General features: G+C 41.1%; 20 protein-coding genes. 5 read left to right on the top strand and 15 right to left on the bottom strand.

The window, feature by feature from the left end; genetic code table 11:
- Together MHH23_RS03105 and MHH23_RS03100 are read left to right on the top strand one after the other, a co-directional pair.
- Nucleotides 1–711, top strand: coding sequence for an ABC transporter permease subunit (locus MHH23_RS03105; RefSeq protein ID WP_135009577.1), 711 nt, complete (start codon nucleotides 1–3; stop codon nucleotides 709–711).
- On the top strand, nucleotides 708–1451 hold the full coding sequence (locus MHH23_RS03100; protein ID WP_340958874.1) for an amino acid ABC transporter ATP-binding protein: 744 nt from the start codon (nucleotides 708–710) through the stop codon (nucleotides 1449–1451). Before MHH23_RS03105 ends, MHH23_RS03100 begins: the two co-directional genes overlap by 4 nt.
- A gap of 104 nt (nucleotides 1452–1555) precedes the next feature.
- Here MHH23_RS03100 and MHH23_RS03095 read toward each other — a convergent pair whose 3' ends face one another.
- From MHH23_RS03095 to MHH23_RS03085, 3 genes are all read right to left on the bottom strand, one after another.
- Nucleotides 1556–2056, bottom strand: a complete 501-nt coding sequence (locus tag MHH23_RS03095) for a YwgA family protein (RefSeq protein ID WP_024719448.1) — start codon at nucleotides 2054–2056, stop codon at nucleotides 1556–1558.
- Nucleotides 2057–2086: 30 nt separating this feature from the next.
- Nucleotides 2087–3388, bottom strand: coding sequence for an HD domain-containing protein (locus MHH23_RS03090; protein WP_007497716.1), 1302 nt, complete (start codon nucleotides 3386–3388; stop codon nucleotides 2087–2089).
- Between the two features lie 170 nt (nucleotides 3389–3558).
- Nucleotides 3559–3780: a DUF1450 domain-containing protein gene (locus MHH23_RS03085; RefSeq protein WP_003215259.1), complete on the bottom strand. Its 222-nt coding sequence runs from the start codon at nucleotides 3778–3780 to the stop codon at nucleotides 3559–3561.
- A gap of 242 nt (nucleotides 3781–4022) precedes the next feature.
- Between MHH23_RS03085 and MHH23_RS03080 the strand changes: the two genes are divergently transcribed.
- Complete coding sequence (locus tag MHH23_RS03080; RefSeq protein WP_242731199.1) at nucleotides 4023–4823, top strand: RsfA family transcriptional regulator; 801 nt, start codon at nucleotides 4023–4025, stop codon at nucleotides 4821–4823.
- 35 nt (nucleotides 4824–4858) lie between these two features.
- On the opposite strand, the gene MHH23_RS03075 is transcribed toward MHH23_RS03080, so the two are convergent.
- From MHH23_RS03075 to pta, 11 genes are all read right to left on the bottom strand, one after another.
- Nucleotides 4859–5092, bottom strand: coding sequence for a DUF5970 family protein (locus tag MHH23_RS03075; protein ID WP_035702387.1), 234 nt, complete (start codon nucleotides 5090–5092; stop codon nucleotides 4859–4861).
- Nucleotides 5089–7365: a glycosyltransferase gene (locus MHH23_RS03070; RefSeq protein ID WP_340958873.1), complete on the bottom strand. Its 2277-nt coding sequence runs from the start codon at nucleotides 7363–7365 to the stop codon at nucleotides 5089–5091. The genes MHH23_RS03075 and MHH23_RS03070 overlap by 4 nt, the downstream gene beginning before the upstream one ends.
- A gap of 103 nt (nucleotides 7366–7468) precedes the next feature.
- Nucleotides 7469–7954 carry a tetratricopeptide repeat protein gene (locus MHH23_RS03065; RefSeq protein WP_017368242.1) on the bottom strand — a complete coding sequence of 162 codons (486 nt, stop codon included), beginning with the start codon at nucleotides 7952–7954 and terminating at the stop codon, nucleotides 7469–7471.
- Between the two features lie 35 nt (nucleotides 7955–7989).
- Complete coding sequence (locus tag MHH23_RS03060; protein WP_340958872.1) at nucleotides 7990–8835, bottom strand: lipoate--protein ligase family protein; 846 nt, start codon at nucleotides 8833–8835, stop codon at nucleotides 7990–7992.
- A 236-nt stretch (nucleotides 8836–9071) separates the two neighbouring features.
- Nucleotides 9072–9467 carry an SMI1/KNR4 family protein gene (locus tag MHH23_RS03055; RefSeq protein WP_340958870.1) on the bottom strand — a complete coding sequence of 132 codons (396 nt, stop codon included), beginning with the start codon at nucleotides 9465–9467 and terminating at the stop codon, nucleotides 9072–9074.
- A 32-nt stretch (nucleotides 9468–9499) separates the two neighbouring features.
- The gene (locus tag MHH23_RS03050; RefSeq protein WP_340958869.1) at nucleotides 9500–9775 is read right to left on the bottom strand and encodes a hypothetical protein; all 276 of its coding nucleotides are present in this window, start codon (nucleotides 9773–9775) and stop codon (nucleotides 9500–9502) included.
- Nucleotides 9776–10029: 254 nt separating this feature from the next.
- Nucleotides 10030–10467: an SMI1/KNR4 family protein gene (locus tag MHH23_RS03045; protein ID WP_039165214.1), complete on the bottom strand. Its 438-nt coding sequence runs from the start codon at nucleotides 10465–10467 to the stop codon at nucleotides 10030–10032.
- A gap of 8 nt (nucleotides 10468–10475) precedes the next feature.
- Nucleotides 10476–12263: a T7SS effector LXG polymorphic toxin gene (locus MHH23_RS03040; RefSeq protein ID WP_340958867.1), complete on the bottom strand. Its 1788-nt coding sequence runs from the start codon at nucleotides 12261–12263 to the stop codon at nucleotides 10476–10478.
- Between the two features lie 11 nt (nucleotides 12264–12274).
- Nucleotides 12275–12553: a YwqI/YxiC family protein gene (locus MHH23_RS03035; protein WP_008343583.1), complete on the bottom strand. Its 279-nt coding sequence runs from the start codon at nucleotides 12551–12553 to the stop codon at nucleotides 12275–12277.
- 4 nt (nucleotides 12554–12557) lie between these two features.
- On the bottom strand, nucleotides 12558–12956 hold the full coding sequence (locus MHH23_RS03030; protein ID WP_217967728.1) for a YwqH-like family protein: 399 nt from the start codon (nucleotides 12954–12956) through the stop codon (nucleotides 12558–12560).
- Nucleotides 12957–13137: 181 nt separating this feature from the next.
- Nucleotides 13138–14109, bottom strand: a complete 972-nt coding sequence (gene pta / locus MHH23_RS03025) for a phosphate acetyltransferase (protein ID WP_008343597.1) — start codon at nucleotides 14107–14109, stop codon at nucleotides 13138–13140.
- 239 nt (nucleotides 14110–14348) lie between these two features.
- Here pta and hemQ point away from each other — a divergent pair, with 239 nt between their 5' ends.
- Both hemQ and MHH23_RS03015 read left to right on the top strand, forming a co-directional pair.
- Nucleotides 14349–15119 (top strand): hydrogen peroxide-dependent heme synthase, encoded by a 771-nt coding sequence (gene hemQ, locus MHH23_RS03020; protein ID WP_024719459.1) that lies wholly within the window; start codon nucleotides 14349–14351, stop codon nucleotides 15117–15119.
- Between the two features lie 67 nt (nucleotides 15120–15186).
- Nucleotides 15187–16347: an MFS transporter gene (locus MHH23_RS03015; protein WP_116306411.1), complete on the top strand. Its 1161-nt coding sequence runs from the start codon at nucleotides 15187–15189 to the stop codon at nucleotides 16345–16347.
- Nucleotides 16348–16362: 15 nt separating this feature from the next.
- On the opposite strand, the gene MHH23_RS03010 is transcribed toward MHH23_RS03015, so the two are convergent.
- Complete coding sequence (locus MHH23_RS03010) at nucleotides 16363–16842, bottom strand: Lrp/AsnC family transcriptional regulator (protein ID WP_099727986.1); 480 nt, start codon at nucleotides 16840–16842, stop codon at nucleotides 16363–16365.
- Nucleotides 16843–16974: the final 132 nt, after the last annotated feature.

The raw sequence follows: 16974 nt of genomic DNA, 5'->3' as shown, positions 1-16974 counted from the left end.
GTGGATTTTGACGTTGCTTTTATGTTTCAGGCCTTTCTAGCCGCACTTCATTATTTGCCAACGACGCTGCTATTAGGTTTTCTCCCGCTATTATTCGGCTCCATCTTCGGCTTTGGCATTGCCCTTATTCGTTTTTATCAAGTGCCTATATTGTCTCCATTGTTCAAATGGTTTGTGGCGATTTTTAAAGCCATTCCTGTTGTATTAATCTTGCTCGTATCTTATCTTATTTTTTCCGATTCGCTCGATCAATTGGCTGCATCTCTTTCGCTGCCCATCCGTTTTAGCGATTTAGATAGACGATGGATTGCCATTTTCGCCCTTTCTTTATATGCCGTCAGCGGGTTATCAGAGATATTTCGAAGCTCTCTTGCGTCCATCCCAAAGGGCCAATTTGATGCCGCTCTATCCGTTGGTTTCACAGGCAGACAGGTGTTGCGAAGAGTGATCATTCCACAAGTCTTTCCCATCTCTCTTCCTTTACTGAACAACATGCTCATCAGTTTAATCAAAGCCTCTTCTCTCGTCTCTATGGTATCTGTGGTCGATATTTTAAACGGCGCTTTAATCAAAGCCAATGTGAACTATCGTTATCTTGAAGCCTACATTGCTGTTGCCCTTATTTACTGGGCGCTGTGTGCCTCTATTGAAGCCATTACAGCCGGATATGAGAAATATGGACACAAAAACAAAAGGAGGCGATTGGCATGATTCACATCAAACAAGTGCATAAAGCATTCGGTCAAAACCAGATTCTAAAGGGAATTGATTTAACGGTAGAAAAAGGCGAAGTCGTTATCATTTTAGGTCCGAGCGGCTCTGGGAAATCAACATTTCTCAGATGCTTAAATTTTCTTGAGCGTGCGGATCAAGGCGAGATCAGCATTGATCACACCAGTGTCACATTCAATCAAGCAAAACCGAAAGACATTCTGGCAATTCGCCGAAAAACAGCCATGGTCTTTCAGCAATACGACCTGTTTATTCATAAGACAGCACTTGAGAATGTCATGGAAGGCTTAGTCATTGCCCGTAAACAACCGAAAGACCATGCCTATGACACAGCACTCCAATTGCTCAAAAAAGTAGGGTTACTAGAGAAAAAAGATGCCTATCCGCATCAATTATCTGGCGGACAGCAGCAGCGAGTAGGCATTGCAAGAGCACTTGCATTGAATCCGGAAGTCATTTTGTTTGATGAGCCGACCTCCGCTTTAGATCCCGAGCTTGTAGGTGAAACACTTGACGTCATTAAACAAGTGGCACAAACCGGGGTCACCATGATCATCGTCACCCACGAGATGAGCTTTGCCTATGATATTGCCGACAGGGTCATTTTCATGGAGGATGGGGTCATTGTTGAATCAGGCACCCCAGTAGAAGTCTTTGAACAGACGAAGGAAGAACGGACAAAACAATTTTTAGCGAGATTTTCTTATCATCATTCCTAAAAAACAAGTCGATCCATGAGGTCGACTTGTTTCTGTTTCTATATGCGTGCAAAATAAAAACCAGTCTGTTCTAGCCATTGGCTATTACATACTGGTTCTTATCGTTAGTTCAATTCCTTCAACTGATCAATATACGCAAGGGCTGCCTCAAATTCTTCGTCCGTATAGCGCTGCTTGCTTTTAATGGTGAAGACCTTTTCCTTTACCTCATCTTTTGGCAGATCATCAAAGTATAAAATCGTTGAGACAAGCTCTAGAAAACGAGACGATTGCTCATTCATCTGCTGCGTCAGCACTTTGAGGTCAGGCATGTCCACTTCACACTGATCGAGAAACTCTTTCCCATTGTCCGTCAGCGAATAGCGATATTGAAAGTATCCGCCCTTTTTTTCCTTCATTTCGTCCAAGAATCCAAGGTTGCACAGCTCTTCAATTCTGAGCGTCAACTCCTCTGAATAAGGGCCATAAAAATGAAAATCGTATTTCTCGTAAAAAGGCAAATCTAGCTTTTTTGCTATGTAAATCATTTTTTGCAGCTTCTTCCGTCCAACGATTTCCCCAGATTCAGAGAACACCTTCATCAACTTTGCATGCTCTTTCAACAAATTCCCGACATCTCCTTTTTCAGTACTTCCTTATCCCAATCCAAGCAGCTTCATGATCGCCTTCTTTTCTTCAGCTTTTTCCGACATATCTACAATTAAGTCCATCGGGAAATAAAGTTTATGATCGGTTCTTCGTTTACCGGAAATGGCGTCAACAATATCTGACTGTCTCGACAGTTCTTTAATATGACCACTTTGCGTCAAGAGATGGATCGGCAGCCGTTCTTCTTCTTCGCCCGGTCTATAGAAGTCATAAGGCAAATCAGAGGAAGAGTCGACCACTAAATAATAGTCAGGATCAATTCCTGCTTCTTTGAACAAAGCCGTCAGCTTGAAATATTTCGTCATTTCTTCGTTTGGATTAAACTCTGTATATTGGAATAAACGGCGGTTCATAAAACGGCGGCACAAATCAGCCAGCACGTGATCTTCTTCATCTTCCCACGCCTGAAAATAAAATAAGACAATGGATTCATCTAGCTTAATATAGTCCTCTGTGGTGACATTTCCTTCAAAAATTGAATAAAAATGCACAGGAGCATGTGTGAAAATATATCCCGTTTCATGCAGCTCTTTTGCACGATGGAGAATTTTTGTTAAAATGACTTCCGCACTGCGTGTCACTGGGTGGAAATAGACTTGCCAGTACATTTGATAGCGGCTCATAATATAATCCTCTACGGCATGCATCCCGCTCTGTTTCATCACAATCTGATCTTCTCTTGGACGCATCACGCGTAAAATACGTTCCATATCAAAGTGACCATAGCTGACGCCTGTATAGTAAGCATCACGCTGCAAGTAATCCATTCGGTCGGCATCAATTTGACTTGAAATCAAACTGACCACCTGTTTGTTTTGATACGTTTTGGCAATGACTTCTGCTACATGCTTTGGAAAATCGTCACTGACCCGGCGCAGCACTTCATTTACTTCCGTCTGCCCTAAAATGATATCTCTTGTAAACGATTCATGATCTAAATGAAAGACCTTTTCAAAGGAATGAGAAAACGGACCATGTCCAAGGTCATGAAGCAGGGCGGCACTCAGTACAAGCTCACGCTCCCCTTCATCCCATTCGGGTCTTCCTTTAAACACATCATCCACAATTCGTCTGACAATCTCGTATACACCGAGTGAATGATTAAATCGGCTGTGTTCTGCCCCATGAAACGTTAAATAAGTGGTGCCTAGCTGTTTAATTCGTCTAAGGCGCTGGAACTCTCTCGTTCCGATTAAATCCCATATCAATGCATCCCGTACGTGAACATAGCGGTGCACAGGATCTTTAAATACCTTTTCTTCGGATAATTTCCCTTTTGGATACGCCATCGTTTCGTCCCTCTTTTTTTAAGACGTGTTTCTATTATATCGGGTAACTTTTCCCGAAAACATCCTTGAATTTGCTGGCGAATGTGTTCTCATAGATTGAACGGACGTAAAAAGCCCGACCTGACAGGGACGGACCTCTTTTTAGGTCGACTGAACACATTCAGTGACATTTATTTGACTTTTTTTTGAACCTTTTCGAGTAACTCATCTTCTGTTGGTGCGGATAATGGGCGATTGTTCACAAACGCAAAAGCCTTTTTTCGTCCTGGACCGCAATACGATTGACAGCCAATCTCTATTTTTGCATCAGGGTCAACCGATTTAAGTCGAGGCAATAACGTTTTTAGGTTCGTCGCATCACAATCGTCACATACGCGAAACTCATTAGCCATGTTCTTACGCTTCCTTTCAATGATGAAACTTCATTCTATATGAAACAGTTGGACAACTAAGAGTGAATAATATACCACCCAACATTGTACATCGAAGCGACTGGAGTTGCAAGAAGCTTTGTCAGCACAGAGACGTATTCACATAAAAGCTAGTATTTTCCACTATCCTTTTAGCAAACTTGTATAAACCTTCTTCAACTTGGCTAATCTAATACCATCAAATCTTATGGGGGTTTAAACACATGTCAAAACAAAGACAAGATGCTTGGTCAGAGGAAAATGATCTCCTTCTGGCAGAAACCGTCTTACGTCACGTCAGAGAGGGCAGTACACAGCTGAACGCATTTGAAGAAGTGGGAGACAAGCTAAACCGTACCTCAGCGGCATGCGGATTTAGATGGAATGCTGTCGTGAGGCATCAATATGAAAAAGCATTGGCACTTGCCAAAAAACAGCGTAAACAACGCATGCGTGCACTCGGCAATGGGCAGCCTGCGAAAAAACGTTTGCTCTATCAGCCGCAAGTTGAACAAACGATCACACAGGAAGAGTTCTCTCAAGAACTGGAACCTGCGCAAGAAGAAACGTTTGCACCTGCAGCCGAAACAGCCGAACAGCTTCAATTTGTGGATCAAAGCTACAATGAAGAGTTAGCTAGTTTATCACATTTATTGTCACAGGCTTCTCAAGTGACAGAGAAAAAGCCAGAAGCAAATCCATTTGGGCAGCGCCAAGAGTTAACCATTGAGGATATCATTGATTTCTTACGCCGCTATGAAGGCGATGGTCAGCAATCTTCTGCCTTACGCATGGAAAACAGCCGGTTAAAACAAGAAAACAATGAACTTTCACATAAAGTGTCGCAGCTAGAAGCTGAAGTGAAAAAGCTTGAAAAGGATCAGCTCACGATTCAAGAAGATTATGAAACACTCGTCAAAATCATGAACCGTGCAAGAAAACTAGTTTTGTTTGAAGAGGACGACAGTGCCGCACCAACCTTTAAAATGGATCGTAACGGCAACCTTGAAAAAATGGCTGAATAACCAAAAAGTGCTCCCCACCTGCGGGAAGCACTTTTTTAAATATCCAAAAATAGCATCACACTAAAAAGGACATTGATCAAGAAGACGAACATAAAAATATACCTGACTTGCCTCACCTGAAAATCACCAAACATAAAAATATAAAGCCCTGCGATACCAAGCGTCAGTACAGGCTGAAGAAACGGCACGAAAAGCGAAATGCCGTAACCGGCTCCTATGATGACAGGAAGCCATAGTAAATAGAGGTAACCGCCATTTTTAGATTTCAAGAAACCACTCCCTCTCTTTCTTCTATCTGCTTGATTTCAGGCTGAACAAATTTGAGTCCGGCCATTGTACGTCTGCGTTTTTGTGATGTCCAAACCGCAATCGCCGGCTGATCCGTTAGAGACTCTGTGTCAATGGTGATCAGCACTTTCCCATTTAATTCAATTGAATCTTCAAACTCAATTTTGCACCCAGATAAACTGATATCATGTATGATCACCGGCACCTTCTCTTCTAGTCGGTCCTCATAGGCGATCGTACCTGTCACACCTTGCAAAGGCCTTCTCATCCATTTGCGACGTAGAGCCTTTGGTACCTTCTCCGTTTCTCTTAAAAAGCGGAGAAACGTCCGAACGGCATACGATTTTTTCTCACGATCCGTCATCGCTACATGCTCTCGTGTGAATAAGAAACGGATCAGTGATAAATACTCTGATTTTTTTGTGTCAGTAAAAGTAACACCAACCATCAGCTGGTCTCCCTCTGGATAGCTCCAAACCACGTCACACGACACGCTTTCATTCTCTGAAAAAAACAATTGCGTTTGTTCTTGATAAAGAGAAGACGCTTGGTCCAATGGAATGGACAGACGCGCACCTGAATCACTCATATCTAGTAGAAAACAAGCAATAGACTGATCTTGATGATCAGAACGAAGATGCCCCTCTTTTTCAATGACAAACCGCTCTGATTTCCGATAACGCGGTCGATCAAACGCCACAAGCAGTGCCATGAATAAGCCTGCACCGTTATAAAGCACCCAAAAAATATTAATCAACATGAGATCAGCGTTCATCGTCCCATTTACCTTCACATCGTAACCTATTTTCACAAGGGCAAGCAATGAGATCAGCAAGAAGATCAGATGGGGAATCATCGTTTTCAAATGAAAATGTCTTTTGTCCGTTTGAATTCCCTTCGGTGTGACAAGAAATTCAACTCTCTTTTTGAAAAACAGCTCACTTAAAGCAACACCAGCTAGGTGGAACGCCATAGAGCTTTCATAAATGTGACTCCAGAACATGCTTCTCTTTTGATTCGACACAAGTTTAAATGCTAAATAGGAACTAAAGAACGCCGGCAGCCAAAACATGAAAACGGACTGGAAATCTGCCCAGAAACTTTGAATACCAAACAATAAAAACAAAATCGGTGTGAGAATATAAATCATTTTAAACAAACCGTTAAACCAATATACAATGCCATCTAAATAAAGAACACGCTGCATAAGCGTTAAGCCGCGCACCTTCAAAGGATTAAACTTACGGGCACACTGAATATTCCCTCTCGACCAGCGATCTCTTTGCTTTAACAGATCAAGCCAGCTTTCAGGTGCCAGACCGACGGCTAATACTTCTCCGACAGACACAGATTTGAATTTCCCTTGGAGAAGCATTCCTGTTGCCATGTCTTCTGTAATCACTCCAGTAGCAAATCCGCCAATTTCATCTAATGCCGTTCTTCTAAATACCGTATTACTCCCAACATACATAACGGCATTAAACCGATCCTTACCAGCTTGGAGAGTTTGCATGAAAAAGTCCTGCTCATTTGGAATTCGATCTTTCGAGAACATATTATATTGGAAAGGATCTTCGTTATAAAACGCCTGTGGAACTTGAACAAACGCAGTTGCTCCATCATGAAAATAGGGCACTGTTTTTTCTAAAAAGGAAGGAAGAGGGACCATATCTGCATCAAGTGTCAGAATCAGCTCTCCATCCGTTTGAGACATCGCATGATTTAAATTACCTGCCTTAGCAAATCTGTTATCTGTTCTTGTCAGGTAATGAACACCAAACGCAGAAGCAAGCTGCGCTATAGCTTCCCTATTGCCATCATCACATAAATAAATTTGAACGCTTTCCTTCGGATAAGAGAGATTCAAACAACCTGCAACAGTGCGTTTCAGCACCTCAATTGGTTCATTATATGTAGCTATGAAAATATCAACTGTTGGCAGCCTTTCAAGATCACTGATCATGACTTGTTTCCGATTTGAAGGCTTCCAAACCAGCGTATAAAACACAAGCAACTGGATAAACCCAATGCATTCACAGGCAACAAGCAAAATACCCATGACAATATTAAAAGTACCTTCATGCGGCAATGTAAAGAAGAGACGCCAGCAAATATAGGCAGCATTTGTTAACACACATAGCACAATGATGATTTTTTTCACAGTAGAGGCCATTGGCTGGATACGATATATCATATACAACAGAGACAACATACAAAGCATAAACAGCGGGTAATACGTGGTGATGAATGACAATACATTTTCCTTCTTTCTTATGTCATAAAGGACTATCACATATAAAATGTCATAACAAAGGAGGGGATTCTTCCATTAGATTGCCCCTCCATTTCTATATAAATCATTTCCACAATCGATCTAACTGATTTGAATAAAAATCAATGGCCTTTCGATAACTCAAAATAGCAGGATCATTTGTCGTCTCAGTTAAACAGTTCAGTAATATTTCCATTGCTTTGCTATGTTCATTTAAATTATACAAAGTCATGGCATAAAACGTTTGAATGGCTTTATTATGCGGATAAGCTTCCATCGCATGGAGGAATATTTGTTTTGACTTTTCATATTCCCCTAAGGTTCTGTATGTACTTCCTAATCCTAAGAAAGCATCTTCTCTTTCTTCTGAAGACAAACCTAGTTCAAGGGCCCTCTCATAAAAAAAGACAGCTTGTTTTTCCTTCCCTAACACATCATAGCTCCAAGCACATTGATAGTGAATGGAGGCATGATCTGGATACTCTTCTACAAGACGGATGAGCATGTCATTGGATTCTTGAAGATGTCCACTTTCTCGAAGTTCAATAGCTTTCAGAAGTTTCGTTTCCATTACATCACCCCTATTTTTAAGATGGGACGATATGTTTACGAGAACACTTTCTCATTCCGCTCAATCATCCGTGTCATGTTCTTCTCAAACTCCAGTTGTTCCTCGGTGGTCAACCCTGAAGCAGTCAGTTGCTCGCTCAGCTTTTGAAGTTCTTCTAGTAAAAGACGCATGAGAAGTGCACAATCAATGGATTCTCCAGTTAATTCTGATAAAGACGCCATCGTATCTGGCTGTATATCAGGAAATACTGCCTTCACTTCTTGCCGTTTGTCTTTTAAGGCGGCGTCATAAAAACGGCGGATCAAGTCAGCACGTTCCCGCCCGCTTCCATCTGCACACAAATAGATTTGCACAGCGACCCCTCCGCGTAATCTACGCTGAGAAATGCCGGCAAATTTCTTTCCATTAATGCTCAAATCGTAGCTACCTGGACAGTAAGAGCCGACAATTTCATAGGCTTCAATGTCCACCTCATACATCGACAGCATCCGGCGGATCAATTCCACCATCGCATCATATCCACGGTCAATATCAATGCCCTTCTTTTGTTCCGCAAAGATTAAAGACACATTTAGTACGCCTTCATCCAGCACAACAGCAAGACCGCCTGAATTGCGCACAATGACGCGATATCCCTCTTCCTCAAGAAGCTTTACACCATCTTGGAGAAATGGAAGTCTTGTATCCTGAATCCCAAGAACGATCGTATTGTGGTGCACCCAAGAACGCGCTGTCGCTGGTGAGAGTCCTTTCCCGACCGACGCACAAAGCGTATCATCCATCGCAAAAGATTGCTTTGGATCTACATAGAGACCAAGGCTCGATTGATCTATGATTCGCCATGTCGGCTGTGTCAATAACTCAATAGGTTCATTTTTCATGTCCTGCATATCCTCTCGTTCATAAACTGTGTTTATTATAACATGGAGGGAGAATGAGAGAGAAAAAAGCTCTATGACAAGGAACGTCACAGAGCTTTTCAACTGGATGCTTTGGTTTTCTTGTTCTTCCTTTTCGAGATGAAATAAACAGCTGCAATCAAAACGACAGGAACCCCAACCACGAGGCCCGCAGCGATCAATGTGTTCCACGGCAAATCGATCATCTCCTTAATAGACTAAACTTCTATGAAACAGCCGTGACTTACCCAGCTTAACAAGTCTTCAGCCACCAATTCCGCATGCTGAGGGTCCATCACACCAGCATCGACAATCCACACTTTTTTCTCCTCTTCTGCCTGCCGCATGAGAAGTACTCGCCCACCGCCATCGTCACCAATGGCTACATAGCCGTTGGCATAATGATGGATTTCCCATGTTTTATTGCGTTCCACTATGTCCTCAGTTCCGTATAGTAGAACACCGCCTTCGACGGAACATCCATTTGTCTGTTTTAGTAATGTCTTATAAGCATGGGGCAGCAGCATGTTTAGCTGGGATTCTGTCTCTTTGATATGTATATCTCTTGCTGGTTTGTTTATGACCAGGTTGGGAATCTGAGAAAAATGAATCATTTTGAAAGCCCCCTAAAAGGATGTACAAGCGTTTATTCAGCTGATTTTGGCATAATTCTTTTATACACCCGCAGGAGCACTTTTAATAGAACATAGAAAATGATGACATCGATTATAAAACCAAAAAATAGAAATTCAACACCATAATTTGAATGCAGGACTAGCCAATCAATGGGAAAACCCCGATAAACCGAACCGGCATGTGGGACATAAACCCCTCTCATAAAAGCTGTCCCAATGACGAGAAGAATACTTATGCTTAATAGCCAATTGACTGTTTTTTTGTTTTTGTGTTGTTTATGTTCCATATGAATTCCTTTCCCTGTTTGACTACCTACTACAAAACTTGATATTTCCTTATTCCTCTAGATATCAAACCTATTTTACCATTTTCTAGAACAATAGGCAGCAGTTCTATCTATGGGAACAGTTCTTTATTTATTGGCAAACAAAGTGATATTATTTCGCATAAAGTAGTTGATTAAAATAAAGTAAAAAACCTTGAAAAGCAAGTCATAGCCATTCAAGGTCTATTGATTTTCATTATTTATTCCGATTAAGTCTAATCCTCAATTAAATCTAGATAATATTCATTATTATTGAGAAACTTTTTGAAAAAATCCTCTAACGATTCAGCTATTTGAGTATCAAAATAATATACTGGGTTATTAACTAATTTTAAATCTAATGAAATATAAACACCTTCGTTTACTTCAAAAAAAATAAGTTTATTTTCATCATCAAAAAGTTCATCTAAATCTGGATCAAATTCAAAAACACCTTCTCTTAATCTAATATCTGCTACTGTCCCTGGTCCCATAATTCTATTTATTGAGTTAGCACTTTGACCTTTAATAAAACCATAGCCAATTTCTAAATATAACTGTCTTAAATCATTTGGAAAACTTATATCCATTCTTTGTTCAGCTTTTAAAATATCATCTTCAGATACCTTATAAGTTTTATTTTCTAGTTCATTAATAAATTTAAAATTAGTCATATTCTATTTTACCTCCTTGGAAATAGTTTACCTGATGGAGCTCCCTTTCCATGTATCCCTGATTGATGTTCGTTAGGATATTTAGCCGGATGAATATTCCACCACTCATGAGCGCCACCAAAGTTATTCTCTATGATATGATGAGCATCATACGGTTGACCAACCCTCCGAGCAACCTCTCCATTCTTATCAAGTACTTCTTCTGTATATCTTGGCCACTTTTGTTTGGTTTTTTCTTCCCACTCTGCAATTAATTTATCTTTCAAGCTTGATGTAAATTTACTTCTATGCTTAGCAGTCTCTTTTGGTGTCAATTTTTCATAGCTTTTGTTTCTTAAGGCTTCTTTAATCAGATGAATTTGATCTTTATTAACCTTACGTCCAGTTTTAGCCTCTATATCCCTAAGATAAGCTTTTGCTAAATCTTTATTAAGTTCACCCGCACCTTTACCCGGCTTCTCAACCCTCTTCACCACATTCTTCCCTTGATCAATCTTAAAGACATATTTCCCGCCTTTAATGATTTTCATAAATGGGATAATAGAGGCTGCGGATAGGGCTTGGTCGGTGCTGCTAATATTTTTGCTGGTTTCTGGGTCTTTGCCAGTAACGGCTCGGTAGCCGTCGTAGATGCCGCTGTATTCTAAAATGATGTTTTCGGCGGTTGAGACGACCTCACCGTCTAGTATGCGTTTGGCATTTCCGCGGCTGCGGCTTTCTGGGATGTTGTCGACTTCTTCTATTCTTACTTCGCCGTTTGCGATATACGTTCGAATGATTTGTTTATTGGCGTAAACGGTGTATCTCCCGCCTATAAAATCAATGTTCGACGGATCTGTGACGACTTCATCAGCGATGTCGAATTCTTTTAGCTTTTTGATGCCTTTTACGTTATATAGTTTACCATTTACGACCCTGATGTCTCTATGAATCTTGTTTTTCCCGTTCACAGCTTCCCTTTGCAATGTCGTAAGTGATGGATCGTTTGCTGTGACTTGTTGATTAATGTTTTTATGAGATTCGTCCCGAACAACCGTCTCCACATTCGCCTGTTGTTTCTCTTTCAGTTTCTTCAGCATGATCATCATTGGGTTTTCTTTTATGTTGTCTATTTTGTCATTCAATCCACTAATGGTGCTGCTTATTTTTTCTTCTTTTCCATCTTTGAAAATAGATCCCTTTTGATAGCTCGTGATGTCGATTTTTGGGCCGGTGAATATGGTACTTAAGGTATCTATGTATTGCTTCATTGTTTGAAGGGAGCTATTGGTTTCATGTAAAGCACTTGTCTGCTCCCTGTCAAATGCATGAAGCAGACCAATGGTTCTTGAGGTCTCAAGCCATGCCTTTTGATAGTTTTGCTGAAAAGCTGATTCGTCTACACTTGGCAAGTGAACAATATGACCAACTCTGCCAATGGCGTGGTTCACCTCTGATACGATTTCAGAAATCGCTCGCTCCGCTTTTTTTAAGCCTTGATCAAGTTCGTGTTCAATAAATGCTTGTGATATAAAGCCGTGCTGATTTGATTCAAGGGTATGAAGCGCCTGCTTTGTTTGTTTGAGCGCAGAGCTGTATTCCTCAATGACAACCTGAAAAAATTGCAGGAAGGGAATATGGCATTCTGTATAAAAGGAGCGGATGGCTTGTCCCGCCTCTCCCTTTAGTGCGCCATCAAGTGAGATGATCTGTTGGATTTGTTTTTCTATGGAGCTAATCTGTTGTGATTGCTGCTTTAATGTATTCAGCGTTTGGTCAATTCCGTTTATTAGCGCAAAAGCATCAAGGGTTTTCATTGCGTTCTCCTTTATTTTCTTTTACTGCTGGAAGCAAGCGCCTTGTCCGTTTCGATCATGGTGTTCACCGCTTGTTCTGTTTGTACAAGTTGTTTCTGAAGAATGTCTATGTAGGATGTACTCAATTCGTTCAGCTGCTGATTGATTTTTTCTAATGTGTCTGCCGTCAGGAGCTGATTTCTTCCTTTGATGGTTGTTGGAAGTGTTGCATTCATTTGAGCGCCTGATTGTTTTGCATGCTGTAATACTCGTTTGACCTGACTGGCATCTATTTTAATTTCTCTGCTCATGTGACTACCCTCTTTTTTCTTCCAGTTGTTTCTGCTTTTCTTTCTCTATTTTTCTTTCAACCGAATGAATTTCATGTTCTAATGAATGGATCTCTGATTTTAAGTCGCTGATTTTCTCATCGATTCGATTCACTAGATTGGTCAGCTGTACACTTTTTATCTCTTGACTGGCGGATTCCATCTCGTCTCGAATGTCATCAAACGTATCTGCGAGATGGCCAAACCATGTATGTGATGTCAGATCTGGATGAGTCATTTTCTTGTTAGCATCTGCCAGAGCAGACTTTGCTTCTTTGATTTCTTTTCGACACATGTTCAGTTCTATGATTTGTTCTTTTTTTATGGATATGTCTGCCTTTAACGAATACAAGGCTGTTGTATAACCGATGATAGCTCCAGACATCGTCAAACACCTCTATTCCTCAAATAGTCCTCCGTTATGTTACCATTTACTAGCACAAGAGGCATATGATTGAAAACGAATTCACTTAAAAATGAATCGTATGTATTGGGTTTTTATACCTAATTCACATAAAAAAAGCTAGCTTCGTTTTGACACGAAGCTAGCTTCTTGGATGATTATATTATAGTGCTTGAGCTGCTGTGATAAGCGCAAGATTGTAAACGTCTTCGGCATTACAGCCTCTTGAAAGATCGTTTACTGGCTGATTTAGACCTTGTAGGATTGGACCTACAGCTTCAAAGTTACCTAAGCGCTGGGCAATTTTGTAGCCAATGTTTCCAGCTTCAAGGCTAGGGAAAACAAATACGCTAGCATCGCCTTTGATGACGGAATCTGGTGCTTTTTTCGCTGCCACTGAAGGAACGAAAGCTGCATCGAATTGGAACTCTCCATCAAGAACAAGCTCAGGTGCTTTTTCTTTTGCAATGCGAACCGCTTCAGATACTTTGTCTGTTTCGTCTGATTTTGCTGAACCTTTTGTAGAGAAGCTAAGCATTGCTACACGTGGTTCGATGTCAAACATTTTTGCTGTGTTTGCACTTTCGATCGCAATTTCAGCAAGATCTTGGCTGTCTGGTGCAATATTGATCGCACAATCAGCAAACACATATTGCTCTTCGCCGCGAGCCATAATGAAGACGCCAGAAGTTTTCTTTACGCCTTCTTTTGTTTTAATGATTTGAAGTGCTGGGCGCACTGTATCAGCAGTTGAGTGTGCTGCTCCGCTTACAAGGCCGTCTGCAAGACCTTTATACACAAGCATTGTACCGAAGTAGTTTTCATCCAGTAATGCTTTTCTCGCTTGCTCTTCTGTCGCTTTGCCTTTACGTCTTTCGACGAAAGCTTGTACAAGATCTTCAAAACCTTCATATGTATGAGGATCATACACGTCAACACCATCAAGTGTAAGACCTAATTCTTTTGCTTTTGCTTCTACTTCTTCTTTCTTACCTACAACAATTGGCTGCAATACTTTGCCATCTGCTAGTTTTTGAACGGCTGTTAGAATGCGTTCGTCCATTCCCTCAGGAAAAACGATCTTAACTCCTTTACCTGCAACCTTTTCCTGAACTGTTGAAAAAATATCTGCCACTTCAATACCCTCCTTGATTTTACAAAAAAAGCGTTCTCTTTTAAGCATACTCTTCTTCTACATAAATTCAAACTACCAACTTACATTATAGCGCTTACAATTTAAATTCTTATTTTTCAAACTAATTAAATCAATTTCTAGAAAAGCGTTTTCGTCGTTCAAGTTTTGATCACATCTTCATTTGGACAAACTATGTTATAGTTGGAACAGATGGAAAACTGTAAATAGGAGTGAAAGAAATGAGCGAACAACATACAACCAATGAAGCAGCTCAAACACTAGATGGCTGGTATGCACTGCATGATTTTAGAACGATCGACTGGACAGCTTGGAAGCTGCTGACAAGCGATGAGCGTCAAGCCATCATTCATGAGTTCACAGGTCTATTAGAAAAATGGAAAACAGCCGAGCACAATCAGGCTGGAAGCCAAACAATCTATAGTATTGTCGGCCAAAAAGCAGATATTATGCTCATGATTTTACGTCCGACCATGGAAGAACTGGGTGAAATTGAACTTGAATTCAACAAGACACGACTAGCAGAGTTTACGATTCCAGCTTATTCTTACGTGTCAGTTGTTGAACTCAGCAACTACTTGGCAGGAGGCGGAGATGGCGGAGACCCTTACGAGAACCCGCATGTACGTGCGCGCCTCTATCCAGAGCTTCCTTCTTCTCAATATGTCTGTTTCTATCCAATGGATAAAAGGCGTTCTGGCAATGACAACTGGTACATGCTTTCAATGGATGAGCGCAAATCCCTTATGAGAAGCCATGGCTTAATTGGCAGAAGCTATGCTGGGAAAGTAAAACAGATCATTACAGGTTCTGTTGGCTTTGATGATTATGAGTGGGGCGTCACTCTTTTCTCTGATGATGTGCTTCAATTTAAAAAATTGGTTTACGAAATGCGATTTGATGAAGTGAGTGCACGTTACGGCGAATTTGGTTCCTTCTTTGTTGGAAACCGATTAGCAAACGAGCAGCTAGCGTCTTATTTCCATGTATGATAAACTCTTAAGGCTTCGGATCTCTCCGGAGCCTTTTTATGTATTTGTTTAGAAAGGTGATCTCATCATGAAAAACTTCCCCATCGCTATTTTTGCGTTAACGCTCGGTGCGTTTTCGATTGGCATGACTGAATTTGTGATCATGGGACTTTTGCCAAATGTCGCAAATGATCTTCATGTATCTATTTCGGCTTCAGGTCAGCTGATTACCGGATATGCACTCGGTGTCGCAGTTGGCGGCCCTATTTTAACGTTATCAACTGGAAAAATGTCGAGAAAACGTCTCCTCATTCTATTAATGATTCTTTTCGTAGCAGGAAATGCTGTCGCAGCTGTATCGTCTTCTTATGGTCTCTTGATGGCTGCACGTATTTTAACGTCATTTGCTCATGGTACCTTCTTTGGTGTCGGCGCCATTATGGCTGCACGGCTTGTTCCTAAGGAGCGAAGCGCAAGTGCGATCAGCTTCATGTTTACAGGACTGACAGTAGCCAATGTACTGGGTGTGCCATTTGGCACCTTTATCGGAAATCAATTCGGCTGGCGCATGTCATTTCTCGTCATTGCCGTCATTGGTCTCATTTCCTTAATCGGTATTATCAGTTTAGTACCCAATCAATCGAAAGAAGAAGTATTAGATATTCGAAATGAAATATCGGTGTTGAAAAAGCCGCAGGTTCTCGTCTCCTTTGCGATGACGATATTCGGTTTTGCGGGTGTGTTTACCGCCTTTACGTATATCAGCCCGATCCTGCTGCAAGTGACTGGCTTTCAGGAAAACGGGGTCACCCTCATTCTTGTCCTCTTTGGGCTTGGGGTCACCATTGGGAATTTAGTCGGTGGAAAACTTGCGGACTGGAAGCTGATGCCGAGTATTATCGTCACATTGATCTTGCTGATGGTTGTCCTGTTGTTATTCACATATACATCTGCCTTTAAAGTGCCTGCCGTGCTGACGATTTTTGTTTGGGGAATTATTTCATTTATTCTCGTTCCTACCTTGCAATACCGCACGATGAACATGGCACATGAAGCCCCGACACTCGCATCAACGCTCAGTCATTCTGCCTTTAATATTGGAAATGCCGGCGGTGCAGCGCTTGGCGGTCTTGCTATCGAAATCACACATTTACAGCTTGTCCCGCTCTTTGCGGCAGGTGTAACATTCATTGGATTGATCATTACGATCATGAGCTATCAGTCAGATAAACGAATCAAAAGGACCTGAGGGCAGGTCCTTTTTCTATTTCACCACGGTCATTTCTGGCTCTTCTATTTGTTTCACACGTTCCTGTACCGGATGGGTAAAGGAATGCTCTGATAAAACAATATGAGAGACCGTTTTTGTAAAGCCAGACACATCTTGAATAAACGCTTCAATTTCTTCAAGAGAAGAAACAGACAGTTTAATGAAAAAACAGGACTGTCCTGCCACTCGATAAGCAAAGAACGCACGTGGATGCTGGTTCATAAATGTCACAAAACGCTGATACTCCCCATTTAATACGGTGACTTCCAGTAAACAGTCTATCATCAGACCCAGCTTTTTATAATTGACTTGAACAGAATACCCTTCGATAATCCCTGCATCCTCTAGTTTTCGCACTCTTTCTGCTACCGCAGGTGCTGATAAATTCACTCGTTTGGACAATTCCCTCATTGATAAGCGGGCATCTTCTCTCAATTCGTTTAAAATATGCACATCCACATCGGTGATTTTCATTCGTTACGCTCCTATCCCAAAATCGTTCCATTTGAAAAGTATTTTATGATGATACTTATGATACGAAATGTAAAATAACACTAAATAATGGTAGAATTTATTTTAACGGAATTGAATGAAAAAGCAAGTATG

Source organism: Bacillus sp. FSL K6-3458 (assembly GCF_038005045.1).
In the GTDB taxonomy this organism is placed as follows: domain Bacteria; phylum Bacillota; class Bacilli; order Bacillales; family Bacillaceae; genus Bacillus; species Bacillus altitudinis.
This window is presented reverse-complemented; position numbering and strand designations above follow the sequence as displayed.